Source organism: Shinella sp. (assembly GCF_035998705.1).
Lineage (GTDB): Bacteria > Pseudomonadota > Alphaproteobacteria > Rhizobiales > Rhizobiaceae > Shinella.
On record NZ_DASYHH010000029.1, the window covers coordinates 37024 to 53472 of the forward strand.

At 64.5% G+C, this 16449-nt stretch carries 16 protein-coding genes; 8 read left to right on the forward strand and 8 right to left on the reverse strand.

Annotation, left to right across the window (positions count from 1 at the left end; translation table 11 throughout):
• Positions 1–53 precede the first annotated feature (53 nt).
• The 3 genes from VGN93_RS27185 to VGN93_RS27195 form a co-directional block, all read right to left on the reverse strand.
• Positions 54–704 carry a lytic transglycosylase domain-containing protein gene (locus VGN93_RS27185; protein WP_413818655.1) on the reverse strand — a complete coding sequence of 217 codons (651 nt, stop codon included), beginning with the start codon at positions 702–704 and terminating at the stop codon, positions 54–56.
• A 288-nt stretch (positions 705–992) separates the two neighbouring features.
• Complete coding sequence (locus VGN93_RS27190) at positions 993–1757, reverse strand: N-acetylmuramoyl-L-alanine amidase (RefSeq protein WP_327510091.1); 765 nt, start codon at positions 1755–1757, stop codon at positions 993–995.
• Positions 1754–2494: a DnaJ family molecular chaperone gene (locus VGN93_RS27195; RefSeq protein ID WP_319317415.1), complete on the reverse strand. Its 741-nt coding sequence runs from the start codon at positions 2492–2494 to the stop codon at positions 1754–1756. Before VGN93_RS27195 ends, VGN93_RS27190 begins: the two co-directional genes overlap by 4 nt.
• Before the next feature lie 242 nt (positions 2495–2736).
• On the opposite strand from VGN93_RS27195, the gene VGN93_RS27200 reads away from it, so the two are divergent.
• The 3 genes from VGN93_RS27200 (at position 2737) to VGN93_RS27210 (ending at position 5703) form a co-directional block, all read left to right on the forward strand.
• Positions 2737–3951 carry a pyrophosphate--fructose-6-phosphate 1-phosphotransferase gene (locus tag VGN93_RS27200; protein ID WP_319317411.1) on the forward strand — a complete coding sequence of 405 codons (1215 nt, stop codon included), beginning with the start codon at positions 2737–2739 and terminating at the stop codon, positions 3949–3951.
• 81 nt (positions 3952–4032) lie between these two features.
• On the forward strand, positions 4033–4662 hold the full coding sequence (locus VGN93_RS27205) for a LysE family translocator (RefSeq protein WP_327510092.1): 630 nt from the start codon (positions 4033–4035) through the stop codon (positions 4660–4662).
• A 132-nt stretch (positions 4663–4794) separates the two neighbouring features.
• Complete coding sequence (locus VGN93_RS27210; RefSeq protein ID WP_327510093.1) at positions 4795–5703, forward strand: lytic transglycosylase domain-containing protein; 909 nt, start codon at positions 4795–4797, stop codon at positions 5701–5703.
• Between the two features lie 4 nt (positions 5704–5707).
• Here VGN93_RS27210 and VGN93_RS27215 read toward each other — a convergent pair whose 3' ends face one another.
• Complete coding sequence (locus VGN93_RS27215; protein WP_327510094.1) at positions 5708–6295, reverse strand: GNAT family N-acetyltransferase; 588 nt, start codon at positions 6293–6295, stop codon at positions 5708–5710.
• Between the two features lie 81 nt (positions 6296–6376).
• On the opposite strand from VGN93_RS27215, the gene VGN93_RS27220 reads away from it, so the two are divergent.
• Positions 6377–6778: a ketosteroid isomerase-related protein gene (locus tag VGN93_RS27220; RefSeq protein ID WP_327510095.1), complete on the forward strand. Its 402-nt coding sequence runs from the start codon at positions 6377–6379 to the stop codon at positions 6776–6778.
• Here the strand turns inward: VGN93_RS27220 and VGN93_RS27225 are convergent.
• Both VGN93_RS27225 and VGN93_RS27230 read right to left on the reverse strand, forming a co-directional pair.
• Positions 6763–8160, reverse strand: a complete 1398-nt coding sequence (locus VGN93_RS27225; RefSeq protein WP_327510096.1) for a serine hydrolase — start codon at positions 8158–8160, stop codon at positions 6763–6765. The two genes, VGN93_RS27220 and VGN93_RS27225, sit on opposite strands and share 16 nt — an antisense overlap.
• Before the next feature lie 77 nt (positions 8161–8237).
• Positions 8238–9782 (reverse strand): putative bifunctional diguanylate cyclase/phosphodiesterase, encoded by a 1545-nt coding sequence (locus tag VGN93_RS27230; RefSeq protein ID WP_327510097.1) that lies wholly within the window; start codon positions 9780–9782, stop codon positions 8238–8240.
• Positions 9783–10032: 250 nt separating this feature from the next.
• Between VGN93_RS27230 and VGN93_RS27235 the strand changes: the two genes are divergently transcribed.
• The 4 genes from VGN93_RS27235 (at position 10033) to VGN93_RS27250 (ending at position 14029) form a co-directional block, all read left to right on the forward strand.
• Positions 10033–10698, forward strand: a complete 666-nt coding sequence (locus tag VGN93_RS27235; RefSeq protein WP_319317391.1) for an outer membrane protein — start codon at positions 10033–10035, stop codon at positions 10696–10698.
• 162 nt (positions 10699–10860) lie between these two features.
• Positions 10861–11640: a GH25 family lysozyme gene (locus VGN93_RS27240; RefSeq protein ID WP_327510098.1), complete on the forward strand. Its 780-nt coding sequence runs from the start codon at positions 10861–10863 to the stop codon at positions 11638–11640.
• A 132-nt stretch (positions 11641–11772) separates the two neighbouring features.
• Entirely contained in the window at positions 11773–12981 is a 1209-nt protein-coding gene (locus tag VGN93_RS27245) for a lytic murein transglycosylase (protein WP_319317385.1), read from the forward strand.
• Positions 12982–13093: 112 nt separating this feature from the next.
• Positions 13094–14029 carry a DMT family transporter gene (locus VGN93_RS27250; protein WP_327510099.1) on the forward strand — a complete coding sequence of 312 codons (936 nt, stop codon included), beginning with the start codon at positions 13094–13096 and terminating at the stop codon, positions 14027–14029.
• 487 nt (positions 14030–14516) lie between these two features.
• On the opposite strand, the gene metF is transcribed toward VGN93_RS27250, so the two are convergent.
• Positions 14517–15422 (reverse strand): methylenetetrahydrofolate reductase [NAD(P)H], encoded by a 906-nt coding sequence (metF, locus tag VGN93_RS27255; RefSeq protein WP_327510101.1) that lies wholly within the window; start codon positions 15420–15422, stop codon positions 14517–14519.
• Position 15423: 1 nt separating this feature from the next.
• A complete protein-coding gene (locus VGN93_RS27260; protein WP_327510102.1) occupies positions 15424–16431 on the reverse strand; it encodes a metalloregulator ArsR/SmtB family transcription factor in 1008 nt (335 codons plus the stop codon).
• Positions 16432–16449: the final 18 nt, after the last annotated feature.

The following is a 16449-nucleotide window of genomic DNA, read 5'->3' on the forward strand; positions in this document are numbered from 1 at the left end:
ATAGCATGCCCGCGGGCCAAATCCAGCCCGCGAAAAATCGCCCGTCACCGACCTCAGTCGATGATGCTCTGGACCTTGCCGCAATAGCGCTTGGAGACCGGGTTCATGCGCTTGGCGCCGTGGCCGGCATTGTACTTGAGGATCGTGCCGCAGGTCGTGCCGCCGCCGAGTTCATGGGCCATGGCGAGATACTTCATGCCGAACTTGATGTTCGTTTCCGGATCGTAGAGCCCCTTGGCGCCGCCGCTATAGCCCATGGCGCGTGCCGTCGCGGGCTTGATCTGCATGAGGCCGATTTCGCCGGCGCTGCCGCGAGCCCGCGGGTTGAAATTGCTCTCGACGCGAACGACGGCATGGGCGAGATCCACCGGAACGCCGTAGGTCTTCGCATAGGTCTGGATCAGGCTGGAATAGCTCGCCGACTTGAGGTCCGCCGTCAACGGGTTTTCCGCCTTGGGGTAACCTGTCGTGCTGTCGAAGGTCTTCAGCTTGCCGACGACCACGCCGTCCCTGTCGATCACTTTCGTGCGCTTGGAGCGCTTGCCGGAAACTTTCCGGGATTTCGTCTTGCTGGCAACCTTCTGGGATTTTGCCTTGCTGGAAGCCTTGTGGGTCTTCGTCTTGCCGGCGGCATCCTCCTTGGCGGAGGGCTGGAAGAGATATTGTTTTTTAGCCGGTCCCCTGGTGGATTCGGCATGCGCCATTCCGGCGGAAAAAACGGACACACAAAAGCAGGCCGCGCTAAGGGCAGCAAGAAGTCTTCTCATCTAGTTTTCGTCTCCAAAAGGCGCAAAGGCAGAGCCTTGGCCGGCGGCATCTCAAGCCGCACAACCTGCGCAAACGTCTCGATCCTCGTTGATCGCGATCAGGCCCTGACCGCATGTTGCGCTGCACTGAACGCAGCCGGAAAAGACATGGCCAATCGGGTCAGGATGTGGCGAAGCGGTAAACTTCTGTTACAGCCTGTAATATTCGAATATTCGGAAAGGCCGTCAGGCGGCCAGCCGCGGCAGGGCGGAAAGCAGCCTGTGCAGCGTATCGATGGTCGAAAAATCGGCGATGCCATCGACCCGTTCCGGCCGGAAGTGGCGCTGGAAAGCGGCAACGTCGCCTTCGGTTTTTTCCGAGTAAAACCCATTGATTTCAGTGCCATAGCCGTAGAGCGACAGCATCGTCTGCAAGGCCTCGACGGGTTGACCCTTATCGCCGCGCTGAAAGAAGCGACCACCAGCGATGGGCGACGGCGTCACCCAGTGCCCGACACCTGCCGCATGAAGGCGTCCCCAGGGGAATTTTTCACCCGGATCGACCTTGCGGATGGGGGCCACATCGCTGTGCGCCAGCACCCGCTCGGGGGCAATGTCCCACCTTCTGCCACAATCGAGACACAGTTCGACGACCGCGTTCACCTGCTTTTCGGGGAAATCCGGCAGCCCGCCGGGATGGCCGGCATTGGCGATCTCGATGCCGATGGAGGCCGAATTGATGTCGGCCTCGCCCTTCCAGACGCTCTTTCCCGCATGCCAGGCGCGATCCGCCTCGCGCACGAGCTGCTCGACGCGCCCGTCCTCGTGCACGAAGTAATGACAGGAGACTTGGCTTTCCGGCGCGCAGAGCCACTTCAGCGCGCCGTCTGCCGTTGCCATGCCGGTATAATGCAGGAGGATGATGTCCGGGGAGCGCCCGCCCGCCCGTTCGCCGAAGTTCGGCGACGGCGCGGCGGTCGCACCGGCATAGTCACATGTGAATGCGCTCATGCAGCGCAGCGTTCCTTCTCGATCGCCTCATAGGCAGCGTTGAGCGCGGCCATGCGGTCGTTCGCGATCTGATGGAACTCGGCCGGCACGCCACGCGCCACCAGCCTATCAGGATGGTTCTCCGAGGCAAGCACCCGGTAGCGCTTGCGGATATCGGCGAAGTCGTCACTCGGCTTGACACCCAGCACCTTGTAGGGGTCGCGGCCGCTGACATGGACGTGGCGCGCCGTGATCTGCTCGAAGCGCTCGTCGGCCATGCCGAAGATTTCCGCGACGCGGCCGAGGAAGGCCATCTCGTTCTCGTGAATCAGCCCATCGGCCTTGGCGATATGGAACAGGCCGTCGACGATGTCTTCCAGGATCGGGCAATTCTTCTCGCAGGAGACGCAGAGCGCCTTCATCTTTTCCGCATAGGCCTCGTAGCCGGCGACATCCTGGCGCGCGAGGTTATACAGCCGGGCGACATTGGCCGCCTGGTTGTCCGGATATTTGAAGATGTCCTTGAAGGCATCCACTTCGGCCGTCGTGACGATGCCGTCGGCCTTCGCCATCTTGGCGGAAAGCGCGATCATCGCGATGGAAAAGGCGACCTGCTTGCGCGTTTCCGGATCACCCTCGAAGAGGGTACGCACGGCTTCCACCACGCCGGACAGCACGTTGCTGGCGGCATCCGAGACCATGCCGACGAGGCGATCCCACACGGCACTGATGAAGCAACTGGGCGAATTCTGGAACATAAGGTGATCTTGATCAGACAATTGCAGGGAAAGCAAGGCGGGAAACGTCAGGATGACAAAATTTTGATGGCCCTCATGAAGTGGAGGCATCGGAAATTGGGGCGCCGGGAATTATCGCCTGTGGAGCACGAAAGACAATCCGTCATGGAGCACGGATAAGTTCACCGTGCCGTTTCCCTTGAGCGGGATTCTGCGCTAGACAACGCCCACCCATCCAGACGTGCTGAAGCCGAGGAGGAATTATGGCCAAGCAGAAAGTCGCAATGCTGACCGCTGGCGGGCTCGCGCCCTGCCTGTCGTCCGCCGTCGGAGGCCTCATCGAGCGTTACAGCGACGTCGCACCGGAGATCGAGCTCGTCGCCTATCGCTCGGGTTACCAGGGCGTGCTGCTTGGCGACCGCATCGAAATCACCCGGGACATGCGCGAAAAGGCGCCGCTGCTGCACCGCTACGGCGGCTCGCCGATCGGCAACAGCCGCGTCAAGCTGACCAACGCCGCCGACTGCGTGAAACGCGGCCTCGTCAAGGAAGGCGAGAACCCGCTGCGGGTCGCCGCCGAGCGGCTCGCCAAGGACGGCATCACCATCCTGCACACGATCGGCGGCGACGACACCAACACGACGGCGGCCGATCTTGCCGCCTATCTCGGCGCCAACGGCTACAACCTCACCGTCGTCGGCCTGCCGAAGACGGTCGACAACGACGTCGTGCCGATCCGCCAGTCGCTCGGCGCCTGGACGGCCGCGGAAGTCGGCGCGGGCTTCTTCGACCACGTCAGCAACGAGCAGAGTGCGGCCCCGAAGACGCTCGTCGTGCATGAAGTGATGGGCCGTCATTGCGGCTGGCTCACCGCCGCCACGGCGCGCGCCTATATCCAGAAGACCGGCGCCAACGAATATGTCGACGGCTTCATGATGAACAAGCAGCTGAAGAACATCGACGGCCTGTACCTGCCGGAACTGGACTTCAACCTGGAGGCCGAGGCCGAGCGCCTGAAGGCCACCATGGACCGCGCCGGCTTCGTCACGCTCTTCGTGTCGGAAGGCGCCTGCCTCGACGCCATCGTCGCCGAGCGCGAAGCCGCCGGCGAAACCGTCAAGCGCGACGCCTTCGGCCATGTCAAGATCGACACCATCAATGTCGGCAACTGGTTCTCCAAGCAGTTCGCGGCCCTGCTGGGCGCCGAACGCTCCATGGTGCAGAAGTCCGGCTATTACGCCCGCTCGGCCCCCGCCAACCGCGACGACCTGCGCCTGATCCAGAGCATGACCGACCTTGCCGTCGAAAGCGCGCTGAACAAGGTGTCCGGCGTCACCGGCCATGACGAAGGCCAGGGCGGCAAGCTGCGCACCATCGAGTTCCCGCGCATCAAGGGCGGCAAGCACTTCGACACCTCGGCAAAGTGGTTCGGCGACGTGATGGACGTCATCGGCCAGAAGTGGAAGCCGGCTGCATAATCCAGCCGCATAATATTGTCCTTGACGCCGAAAGTGCGTGATGGCTTGCTCTCCGGATCGATACCGATCCGGGGAGTTTTTATGTCCTTCGAACATTGGCTGGCCTTCGCCGCAGCCTCCGCCATCATGCTGGCCATTCCGGGCCCGACCATCCTCCTCGTGATCTCCTATGCGCTCGGCCATGGCCGCCGCACGGCGGGCGCCACCGTCGCGGGCGTGGCGCTTGGCGATTTCACCGCCATGACCGCCTCCATGCTCGGCCTCGGCGCGCTGCTTGCGACCTCCGCCGCCGTCTTCACAGTGTTGAAATGGGTGGGCGCCGCCTACCTCGTCTGGCTCGGCATCAAGCTTTGGCGCGCCCCCGTCTCCAGCGGCGCGGAAGGCCAGGCACCGGCGGAGGAAAAACCGGTCCGCATCTTCGCCCATGCCTATGTGGTGACGGCGCTGAACCCGAAGAGCATCGTCTTCTTCGTGGCCTTCCTGCCGCAGTTCCTCGACCTCACGCAACCGGTGCTGCCGCAGATGGTGATCTTCGAAGTGACCTTCCTCGTGCTCGCCACGCTGAACGCCTTTTCCTACGCCCTGCTCGCCTCCGCGGCGCGCAAGACCATCCGCAAACCCTCGGTGCAGAAGGTCGTCAACCGCACCGGCGGCACGCTGCTGATCGGTGCCGGATTGCTCACCGCGGGCCTCAAGCGGGCGACCACCTGAGGCGTCCGTCAGCCTACGGGTTGCCGCTTCGCGCCTGATCGGCTATGGACGGGGACGGCCACGGCCGATTGATTTGCAAAACGTGCGGGCGTACCAGCGCCCGCGCATCCCGGCAAACCGAGAGCGACGACCATGGCTGACACTTCCGTTTCCCGTCCGGCACGCATTGCCACGCTTGCCTGCGCAGGCCTTCTTGTGACGCTTGCCGGCTGCGCCAGCGTCGCCGACGACGCGACCTCGGCGAAAACCGTGTCGCCCACCTCGACCACGGAAATCGCCGCTGCGGATGGCACGACGACCGAAGTCGCCTACGCCGCCCTGCCCGCCGTCAAGCCCGGCACGGAGAATACCGCGCAAGCCCTGCCGACGCCGATCGCAGTTGCGGCCGATACCGCCGGCGGTGCCGTCCCGGTCTCGGCGCTCACGGAAGCAAAATCGGTTACGGGCGCAGCGGCAGCGACCGCCGCACTTGCCGGCAACACGTCGACCGGTGTTCAGCCCATGGATACGGTCATCGGCGTTTCGGTGATGGAACCGGGCTTCGACAGCGGCGAGCCGGAAGGCCTCGAACAGCTTGTCGCCAGCCGCAAGATCGTGCCGATGGCCAAGCCCGCGCTGATCAGCAACGCCGTGCTGACCACCGAGACGCGTCTCGTCGTGCCGCAGGGCGATCAGCCGTTCAAGAAGTCCGGCACGCCGATCGACGCGATCATCAGCAAATATGCGGCACTGTACGGCATACCGGAATCGCTGCTGCATCGCGTCGTCAAGCGCGAGAGCACCTACAATCCCAAGGCGTATAATCGCGGCCATTACGGCCTGATGCAGATCAAGTACGCGACCGCCAAGAGCATGGGCTTCGAAGGCCCGGCCGAAGGCCTGTTCGACGCCGAGACGAACATCAAATATGCCGGCAAGTATCTGCGCGGCGCCTGGATGGTCGCGGACGACAAGAACGACGGCGCGGTGCGCCTCTACGCGGCCGGCTATTATTACCACGCCAAGCGCAAGGGCCTGCTCGACGAGACCGGCCTGAGATAAGCCGCTACCGCGCAGCCTTCAGCCAGAACGACATCGGCTTTTCCGTCTCGTTTTCTTCCCCGATATCCTGCCAGGCCAGCATCGTGCGCAAGTCGGCGCGGTGCGCGTAACCGCGCTTGCCCCAGAATGCATCGAGCGGCACATAGCCAGCCGGGCGCAGCGGATGGTCCTGCGGCCGTTCGACGGCGCAGAAGGTGCACCAGTCGAAGCGGCCGAGGCGGCGCGCATAGGCTTCGCGTTCCTCGAAGAAACGCACGCCGAGCCCCCTGCCCCGGTAGGTCGAGAGCAGCACGGATTCGCCGAAATAGAAGACCTTTTCCGGAGCGATGCCGGCAGCGATGAATGGCGCTTGAAAAACGCCGGACGCATCCGGCATCGGCACGCCGGTGGAGGCCCCGACGATGCGCTCGCCGTCGAGCGCCAGCACGAAGAGGCTTTCGGGCGACCTGGCATAGGTCGCGAGATAGGAGGCCTCGTAATCCTCGCTGCCTTCATAAAGGTACGGGAAAGCGCGAAAAACTTGCGTGCGCAGCCGCGCGAGGTCCGCGATATGCGGCGTCACGGCCTCTCCCTGGACGATCTTGATCCGCATGATCCGTGAATGTTCCCAAAGGCTTGAACAATGCTATAAGGCGATCTGGTTCCGCCTGACGCCATTGATATGAGGAATGACATGCCAGCAAAAGAGACGATCCGCGCCTATTACGATGCTTTCAACAGGCAGGATATGGAGGCCTTCCTCGATCTCCTGCACGACGATGTGGTGCACGACATCAACCAGGGCGGCCGCCAGACCGGCAAGCAGGCGTTTCGCGACTTCATGGCGCATATGAACCGCAGCTACCGCGAGACGCTGACCGACATCGTCATCATGTCGAGCGACGACGGCAAACGCGGTGCGGCGGAATTCGTCGTCAACGGCCAGTATCTCGCCACCGATGAGGGCCTGCCGGAGGCAAACGGCCAGACCTACGTGCTGCCCGCCGGCGCCTTCTTCGAGATCCGCGACGGCAAGGTCGCGCGCATCTCCAACACCTACAATCTCAACGACTGGATCGCTCAGGTCGGCGCCTGAGCGGTTTTCGCCTCGAGCGCATCGAGAATGCGCTTGATCAAGGGTTGGGGCCGGTAGCCGAGTTTCGACGGCGTCAGCCCCAGCCGGATCACCGCCACCTTGCGCGACGGGATGATGGCGGCCGACTGGCCGTCATGGCCGAGCACCCAGAACGTATCGTCCGGCAGGCCGTAATCCGTGTCGCTCTCCCGGCCCGGTCCCATGGTCCAGGTCTGCATCCGGCTATAGGCGCCGCCCGAGGCCTTGGTGGGCGTCGCCATGGCGCCGACGAACCCTGCCGGCAGCAGCCGGCTTCCCTTCCAGACGCCGTCGTTCAGAAGGAAGAGCGAGAACCGCGCCCAGTCGCGCGCCGTCGCATACATATAGGACGAGCCGACGAAGATGCCGGTCTCGTCCGGCTCCATCACCGCGCTCGCCATTCCGAGCGGCGCAAACAGCGCCTTTGCCGGGAAGGACAGCGCCTGGCTGCGCCCGCCGAGCGCGCCCATCCACAGGCGTGACAGCAGCATGGCGGTGCCGCTCGAATAGTTGAACTTTTCGCCCGGATTGGCCTCCAGCGGCAGCGACAGCACGAAGCGCGTCATGTCCGGCTCGAGGAAGAGCATGCGCGTGACATCGGCGACATCGCCGTAGCTCTCGTTGAAGGCGAGCCCGCTTTCCATCGCGAGAAGCTGGGCGAGCGTGATCTCGGAGCGCGCATCCTCTCGCCATTCCGGAAACAGGTCCTTCATCTCCGGCGAAAGCGCCCCGGCCTGCATCAGCCGGCCGATGAGCGCCGCATTGACCGATTTGGTCATCGACCAGCCGAGCAGCGGCGTCGTGGCGGCAAAACCGTCGCCATAGGCCTCCGCGACGATCCGCCCCTCATGCACCACCACGATGGCGCGCAGGCCCGGCCCGGCAAGGCTCAAATCGGCAAGCAGCGGCGACAGGCTGTCGTCCGGCGTCACCGCCTCGCCGTCCGGCCAGGCCACGGCCGGGTCGGCCGCCGGCAGTTTCGGCAGCGCGACGTCGGAAACGGCCTGGTGTGCAGCGCGAAAATCGCCGTCCGGCACGCTGGAGCAGCCGAACCCCTCATGCCAGGCGGCATAACCCGGCGCGAAGAGGCCGAGCAGACGGGTCGTGACGGTCTTGCCGGCGAGATCGACGTCCTGCCGCATCAACTTCAGCAGCGGATGGCCGGGCGCCTGCACGTCCTCGGCAAGCACTTGCGCCGGATCGCGGCCGGAAACGAAGACGCTGGAGCAGACGATTTTTGCGGCATAACCGGAGCCGACGCTGAGCAGCGCGGGCGGCGATACGATGAGCCAGCTCGCCCCCACCAGGACGACGAGGGCAAGGAGGGAAAGCGCCCAAGCGGCCAGCCTGTAGAATCGTCTCATAACGGCCTCTCTCCTTCCAGTCGCGAGACAAGCAGGATTCCACTGTCATGAAAAGGCTTTTCGCGCTTGTGACAATCTCAGGCCGAAAGCCGATTTTCCGTGTGCAGCAGGAAGCGCACCACGTCTTCCGCGGCCACCGGCCCGGAAATCAGGAAACCCTGCGCCTCGGAGGCGCCGCGCTGGCGGATGAAATCGAGCTGGCCTTCCGATTCGATGCCCTCCACCGTGGTCGTCACCTGGAACGTCTGGCCGAGCTTCAGGATGATATCGACGAGGTCGGCATCCCGCTTGCTCTCCATCATCGCGCGCGCAAAGGAGCGGTCGATCTTCAGCTGGTCGATCGGGAAGGCGCGCAGGTTGTTGATCGAGGAAAAGCCGATGCCGAAATCGTCGAGCGCGACGCGCACGCCATGGTCGCGCAGCTCGCAGAGGCTCTCGCGGATCACCGTCTCATCGACCGAAAAGGCCGATTCCGTCACTTCGATCGTCAGGCGCCCCGGGGCAAGCCCGGCTTCGGCGAGGCATTGTTTCACATAGTCGACGAAGGCCCGGTCCTTGAACTGGTCGCCGACGACATTGACGGCGACGCCGGCCGGCGCCGGCCATTTCGCGGCTTCCCGGCAGGCCGCGCGAACGACCCAGTTGCCGAGCGGCAGGATGAGCCCGGTCTTTTCGGCCGCCGGAATGAAGAGATCCGGCATGATCCTCCCCTTCTCCGGATGCTGCCAGCGCAGCAGCGCCTCGAAGGAGCGAACCACACGGCTCTCCACGCCGACGATCGGCTGGTATTCGAGGAAGAATTCTTCGGCGCCCACGGCGCGGGCGAGATCATGCTCGATGGCCAGGCGTTCCTGCACGGTGGCGGCAAGGGCCGCATCGAAGAAGCGGAAGCCGCTGCCCGGCATCTCCTTCGCCTCGTAGAGCGCGACGTCGGCGCGCTTCAAAAGCTCGGACATCGAGGCATCGCCCGCCTCCATATAGGTCACGCCGATGCTGCAGCCGCTCGAAACCCGGTGCCGCTTCAGCTCGAACGGTTCCTGGAACAGATCGCAGATCGTGCGGCAGACATTCTCGATCTTGCCCTCGGAGGGCCGCCCGGCGATCGTCACGACGAACTCGTCGCCGCCGAGCCGGTAGACATGCGCGGTCGGCGAAAGCGCGCGCTGGAGCCGCCCGGCAATGGCCGCGAGCAGCGCATCGCCCGCGTCATGGCCGAGGCTGTCGTTGACGAACTTGAAGCGGTCGAGATCGAGCAGCATCAGGGCCGGACGGTCGTCCTCCTCGCTTCCCTCGACGATCGCCTGGATATCCCGCTCCAGGCAGAAGCGATTGGCAAGCCCGGTCAGCCGGTCGTGATAGGCGTCATGCGTCAGCCGCTGCTCCGTCTGCCGGCGCTGGCAGAGTTCGGCGATGAGCTCGGCCTTCGATCGGCCGATCTGGTAGAAGCCGACGCCGAAGAAGACGGGCATGAGCGCAAGCGCGGTGGCGGTGGGTGTGGAAAAACCGAAGACGCTCGCCTGCGTGTGGTCACGCAGAAGCTGGTCGGCGGCGATGCAGATGGTCGGCAGGAAAGCTCCGAAAACCGATCCCGTCAGCGCATAACGCTGTTCGATCCTCGGCAACAAGGTTTTCAACATCATGTAACCCTAAACCGTTGTTATCATTACAACAGGGTGCGCCCAGCCGGATATCGGCCTTGCGATGTTTCTAGAGGACAAAGAATGACAGAGTGTTAAAGGAGCGTTGGCATTCGCCCCCAAGATTCAAGGGTATTTTTTCTCTTTGGAACCATGGTCCGCTTCAAACGTTTGAGGCCTTGTTGTCATTCGTGCGTGGGGCTTCGCGCGATTATCGAGTGGGAAGGACCATCAGATGAAATCCATGATCTTCGGTGCCGCCGGCATCCTCGTTACCGCCGGTGCGCTTCCGGTTTTCGCGGCCGACATGGCCGTTGCCGAACCGCCGATCGAAACGCCGATCGTCGAGACGGCCGGCATCTACGATTGGGGCGGCTTCTATGTCGGTGTGAACGGCGGCTACGGCTGGACGAATGCCGATTCGGGCGGCCCGGCGCCAGCCATCGACCAGGATCTCGGCGGCTTCGCGCTCGGCGCCTTCGCCGGTTACAATTTCTTCAACAACGGTTGGGTCTACGGTGTCGAAGCCGACGTCAAACACGACTTCAACAACGAGCGCTTCTCGTCCGGCGGCACGCGCTACGAGGCGGAAACGAACTGGGGCGGCTCGGTCCGCGCCCGTCTCGGCTACGCCTTCGACCGCACGCTGATCTACGGCACGGGCGGCTGGGCCTTTACCCGCGCCGAGCTCCGCGACCGCGATGCCGGCGTGACGGAGAAGGACACGGCGCATGGCTGGACGGTCGGCGCCGGTGTCGAGCAGGCCTTCACCGACACGGTGGCGGGCCGCGTCGAGTATCGCTACACCGACTACGGCAATTCCGACATCTTCGATGCGGCAGGCCGCCGGGGCGACCTCGATTCGCACTCCATCATGCTGGGCGTCAGCATGAAATTCTGACGATAATCCGGGCGGCGGCACTGCCGCCGCTCCGGTTTAACGTCCCGCTAACCGTAATTTTACGAAAATACGCGATAGGTCACGATACCTGCTCGCGCGCTCCCCTTTACGGCCCGCCCCATTCGAGGCAGGATTGGTAAACGCGCGAACCACGGGACCTCCATGCGTCGGCTCATTCTGGCTCTCCTGCCCCTCGCACTCCTCGCCACATCCTGTTCCACCACCGACTACGACCTCGTCGCGACCGCCTCCGTGCCGCCGCGCTTCGAGGACAAGGATCCGCAGGATTTCGGCGCGCGCACGCCGCACCGTCATCAGGTGCACGGCATCGACGTTTCGAAGTGGAACGGCGATATCGACTGGCACACCGTCAAGAAAGGCGGCGTCTCCTTCGCCTTCCTGAAGGCGACCGAGGGCACGGACCGTCTGGACAGCCGGTTCAACGAATATTGGAGCGGTGCGCGCGCCGCCGGTGTCGCGCACGCGCCCTATCACTTCTATTATTTCTGCTCGACGGCGGATGCGCAGGCCGACTGGTTCATCGCCAACGTGCCCAAGCAGGCGGTGCAGCTGCCGCCGGTGCTGGATGCCGAGTGGAACCCCGCCTCGCCGACCTGCAAGACCCGCCCGCCGGCCGACGAGGTGCGCGTCGCGCTCAAGCGCTTCATGGACCGCCTCGAGGCGCATTACGGCAAGCGGCCGATCATCTATACGACCGTCGATTTCCACCGCGAAAATCTCGTCGGCCATTTCGAGAACTATCCCTTCTGGCTGCGCGCGGTGGCCGAGCATCCGGAAAACATCTATTCGTCGCGCAAGTGGGCGTTCTGGCAATATACCTCGACGGGCGTGGTTCCGGGCATTGCCGGCAACACGGACATCAACGTCTTCGCGGGGTCCGCCAAGAACTGGAACACCTGGGTCGCGACGGTTTCCCGCTGATTCCAGCACAATTGCGTGACAAAAAGCGGCAGCACGCCGAGGTTGCCTTTTTCTTCTTGCTTCCGTCACATTCATCTGAGACAGCCGGGCCAATCTGAGACAGCAGGGCAACGGACCCAAGGAGCATTCAAGATGCGGCAAAACCTGAAGACGACACTCGCGGCAAGCCTCACGGCCCTTCTTCTCGCCGGCGGCGCCCATGCCCAGACGGCGGCAGAGCCGGCCGCGGCCTGCGGCGGCGATGTCGGCGCTTTCCTTCAGGGCGTGAAGGCCGAGGCGCTGACGCGCGGCGTTTCCGCCGAGATCGCCGACCGGGCGCTTGCCGGTGCCGCGATCGACCAGAAGGTGCTGTCGCGCGACCGCGCCCAGGGCGTCTTCCGCCAGACCTTCCTCGAATTTTCCAAGCGCACGGTGAGCCAGTCGCGCCTCGATATCGGCCGCAAGAAGCTGACGGACCTCGCCTCCGTCTTCGCCCGCGCCGAGCAGGAATTCGGCGTGCCGGGCCCGATCATCGCCGCCTTCTGGGCAATGGAAACCGACTTCGGCGCCGTGCAGGGCGATTTCAACACCCGCAACGCCCTGGTGACGCTGTCGCACGACTGCCGGCGCCCGGACCTGTTCCGCCCGCAGCTTCTCGCGGCCATCGAGATGGTCGGCCATGGCGACCTCGACCCGAACGGCACGACGGGCGCCTGGGCCGGTGAAATCGGCCAGGTGCAGATGCTGCCGAAGGACATCATCGAATTCGGCGTGGACGGCGATGGTGACGGCCATGTCGACGTCAAGAAAAGCGCGCCCGACGCCATCCTGACGGCGGCGAAGTTCATCCAGCATCTCGGCTTCGTGAAGGGCCAGCCCTGGATCCAGGAAGTCTCCGTGCCGGACGTGCTGCCCTTCGAGAAGACCGGCCTGCAGCCGGGCATGAAGGCCGCCGACTGGTTCGCGCTCGGCGTGACGCCGCGCGACGGCGACACCTCCTTCGGCAATCTCGAAGCCTCGCTGGTGATCCCGCAGGGGCGCAAGGGCCCCGCCTTCATCACCTATCCGAACTTCAACATCTATCTCGAATGGAACCAGTCCTTCATCTACACGACGTCGGCCGCCTATTTCGCGACGCGTCTCGCCGGCGCCCCGCCCTATGAGCGCGGCACGCCGGAGGAGGGTCTTTCCGAAGACGGCATGAAAGAGCTCCAGACCAAGCTGCAGGGCCTCGGCCACGATGTCGGCAAGATCGACGGCATCCTCGGTTCCGGCACGCGCGCCGCCATTCAGAAGGAACAGCTCCGCCTCGGCCTGCCGGCCGATGGCTGGGCGACGCAGGCCCTGCTCTCCGCCCTCTGACGAAATCGGGTGGCCGCGCGCCGCCCGGTATTATAGGACGGAACGAGACCAAGAATGCAGCCCGGTCATGCCGGGCTGTTTCTGTTTTGACGACATGCCCTGGGAGGGGATGATGGAACAGCGCGCGGCCCCGGCAGCAACAGGCATGAGCATCCGGACCTGGGGCCTGCTGGCCCTCCTCGGCATGATCTGGGGCGGCTCCTTCTTCTTCGCCCGCGTGGCGGTCGCCTACATACCGCCGGCGACGCTGGTGCTGCTGCGTGTCGGCATCGCCGCCCTCGCCCTCCATATCTACATTGCCGGCCGTTTCGGCATCTATCCGACCCTGCGCGCCCGCTGGCGCGAATTCCTGCTTCTCGGCCTCATCAACAATGCCGTGCCGCACATGCTGATCTTCCTCGGCCAGACGCAGATCGGCGCCGGCCTTGCCGCCATCCTGAACGCCACGACGCCGATCTTCACCGTGCTCATCGCCAACAAGATGACGGTGGACGAAAAGCTTTCCTCGCAGAAGATCGCCGGCTGCCTCATCGGCCTCGTCGGCACTGCGGTGCTGATCGGCCCGCGCGCGCTGGCCCCCTTTACGGGTGACAGCGGCCCGCCGCTCTGGGCCGTCCTCCTGCCGGTGCTCGCCGCCGTCTCCTACGGGCTGGCTGCGACCTATGGCAAACGCTTCCGCGGCGTCGCCCCGCCGGTCACGGCCGCCGGCCAGCTCACCGCCTCGACGCTGCTGATGCTGCCGGTCTCCTTCGCGCTCGATACGCCCTGGCAGATCGCCCTGCCGCCGCTGACCGCCATCCTCGCCGTGCTGGCGCTGGCCCTCGTCTCGACCGCCTATGGCTACATCCTGTTCTTCCGAATCATGGCGGCGGCCGGCGCGACCAATACCTCGCTCGTCACCCTGCTCGTGCCGCCGAGCGCCATCCTCGCCGGCATGCTCTTCCTCGGTGAGGAATTGACGCCGCTCGGCATGCTCGGCATGGCCCTCGTGCTGTTCGGCCTGGTGGTGCTCGACGGGCGCGTTTTCGCCCGTTTCCGGCGCGCCTGAAAAAGCCGGGAACAAAGCGCGCTGCCGGCCGTTTCATGGCAATCCGCCGGATTGCCGGCCCGGCTTGCGCCACAATGGTAAATGCACAATGTCGGCATTCGTCATCTGGTAGGGATTGTGAATTTTTTGTGGCGTTCACATTAATGGAGGAAATTCAGCAGGTTAGCGCTGTGAATAAACGGCCGCCACGAACCGTATGTTGCGGCGCAGCAACAAAACACCTTTCCAACACGCTTTTTTCGGTCTTAATATCAGGCCGTCAACGCAAGGAGGTAAGCCATGGGACTCACACATTCCTTGAATGTTCTGATGATCAGTGCAGCGTTCCTCTTCATCGCAACGATGATCTTCATCTGAAGCGAAACAAGCGCAGTCCGGGAGGTCAGGGACGACAAAATAACAAAAGACCCTGCCGAAACGAATTCATGAAAGATGCATGGCCCCGGAGACGGCGCCATGCATTTTCATTTCGGGCCGGCGTGGCGCGTCAGGCCGCCGCACCTGCCGCGCGGCTGCGGTCGATCTTGGCGAAGCCGACGCGGTCGCAGACGGCGGAAACCAGCGTGGCGCGGTTCATCGTATAGAAGTGGAATTCGCCGATGCCGCGGGCGATGAGATCCTCGATCTGTCTCGCCGCAAGGTCGATCGCCACGGCAGCACGCTCCTGCGGCCGGTCGTCGAACGGCGCCAGCCGGTCGGCAAGCCAGCCCGGCACCGAGGCGCCGCACATGCCGGCGAATTTCTGCACCTGGGACAGATTGTGCACCGGCAGGATGCCCGGCACGACGGGGATCGTGATGCCGGCCTTGCGCACGCGCTCCAGGTAACGCTCGAAATCGTCGTTTTCGAAGAAGAACTGGGTGAGCGCGCGCGTCGCGCCGCCATCCACCTTGCGCTTCAGCATGTCGATATCGGCCGCGACATCCGGGCTCTGCGGGTGCTTTTCCGGATACGCGGAAACCGAGATCTCGAAATCGGCGAGACCCCGCAGGCCGGCGGCGAGTTCCGCGGCATTGGCGTAGCCGCCCGGATGCGGATGGTAGGCCGTGCCCACGCCGCCCGGCGGATCGCCACGCAGTGCCACGAAGTGCCGGACCCCGACGGCCTGGAAATCGGCGACCACGGCATGCACCTCCTCCTTCGTCGCACCGACGCAGGTGAGATGCGAGGCGGCCGGCAGGCCCATCTTCAGGAGCTGGCGCACGGTGGACAGCGTCGGCACCTTGGTGGAACCGCCGGCGCCGTAGGTCACCGACATGAAACCCGGATCATAGGCCGAAAGCTCGGCGGCCGTCTCCCAGAGCTGGCCTTCGGCCTCCGCCGATTTCGGCGGGAAGAATTCGAAAGACAGGCGGATGTCCTTGCGGGCTGGGCTTGGGGTCGCCGGTTTCATGTCAACTCCTCCTGCGGATGGCGATAGGGTCGGCCGCGCGCTCACGCTGGTCGCGGGCAAGCCAGATGGTCACGGTCAGCGCATCGTTGGCCGACTGCACGGGGTTGAGGTCGACGACCTCCTCGACCGCGAGCCCCGCTTTCTCCAGCCATTCGGACATGGTCTGGTGCGAGAAGCCGAGGCGGATATGGGCGTGTTCGTCGCGCAGGTGTTCCAGCGCGTGAGGCGCGAGGTCGATGATGGCGAGGCGCCCGCCCGGGGCCAGCATGCGCGCAGCCTCGCCGACCGCCGCTTCCGGCTCCTCGAGGAAGTGCAGCACCTGGTGGATCGTCACGACGTCGAACTCGTCGCGCTCCAGCGGCAGGTTGAAAATATCGCCGTGGCGGATCGAGGCCTTGGTGATGCCGGCGCGGTCGAGATTGGCGCGGGCGACCGCCAGCATGTCGCGGCTGGCATCGACGCCGACGCCGCGCCGGTAAAGCCCTTCGAAGAGCTGGAGGATGCGCCCCGTGCCGGTACCGAGGTCGAGAAAGGCATCGACCGGCTCGGTGCCGATCAGCGCGGCGAGCTTCGCCTCGACTTCCGCCTCGCTGACATGCAGGCGGCGTACCGCGTCCCACTCCGCCGCGTTGCGGCTGAAATAGGCCTGCGCCTTGTCGGAGCGGATCTTCTTCAGCGCCCGAAGCCGCTCGTCGTCGCGGGCGAAAACCGCGTCCGCCGGGTCGCTGGCTTCGAGAAGCTGGCGGGCGAGCGCCACGGCCGGGCCGCCCTGGCTCAGCCGGAAAAAGGCCCAGGCGCCCTCCTGGTAGCGATCGATCAGGGCCGCCTCCGCGAGCAGCTTCAGGTGGCGCGAGATGCGCGGCTGGGACTGGCCGAGGATGTCGGTGAGATCCGTCACGGTGAGATCGCCATGCGCGAGCAGCGCGATGAGGCGAAGGCGCGTCGGCTCACCCGCCGCCTTCAGTATCTCCACGATGTCGTCCAGTCCGAGTTTCTGCATGTCGCCCATGACCAATCCAATCAAGAC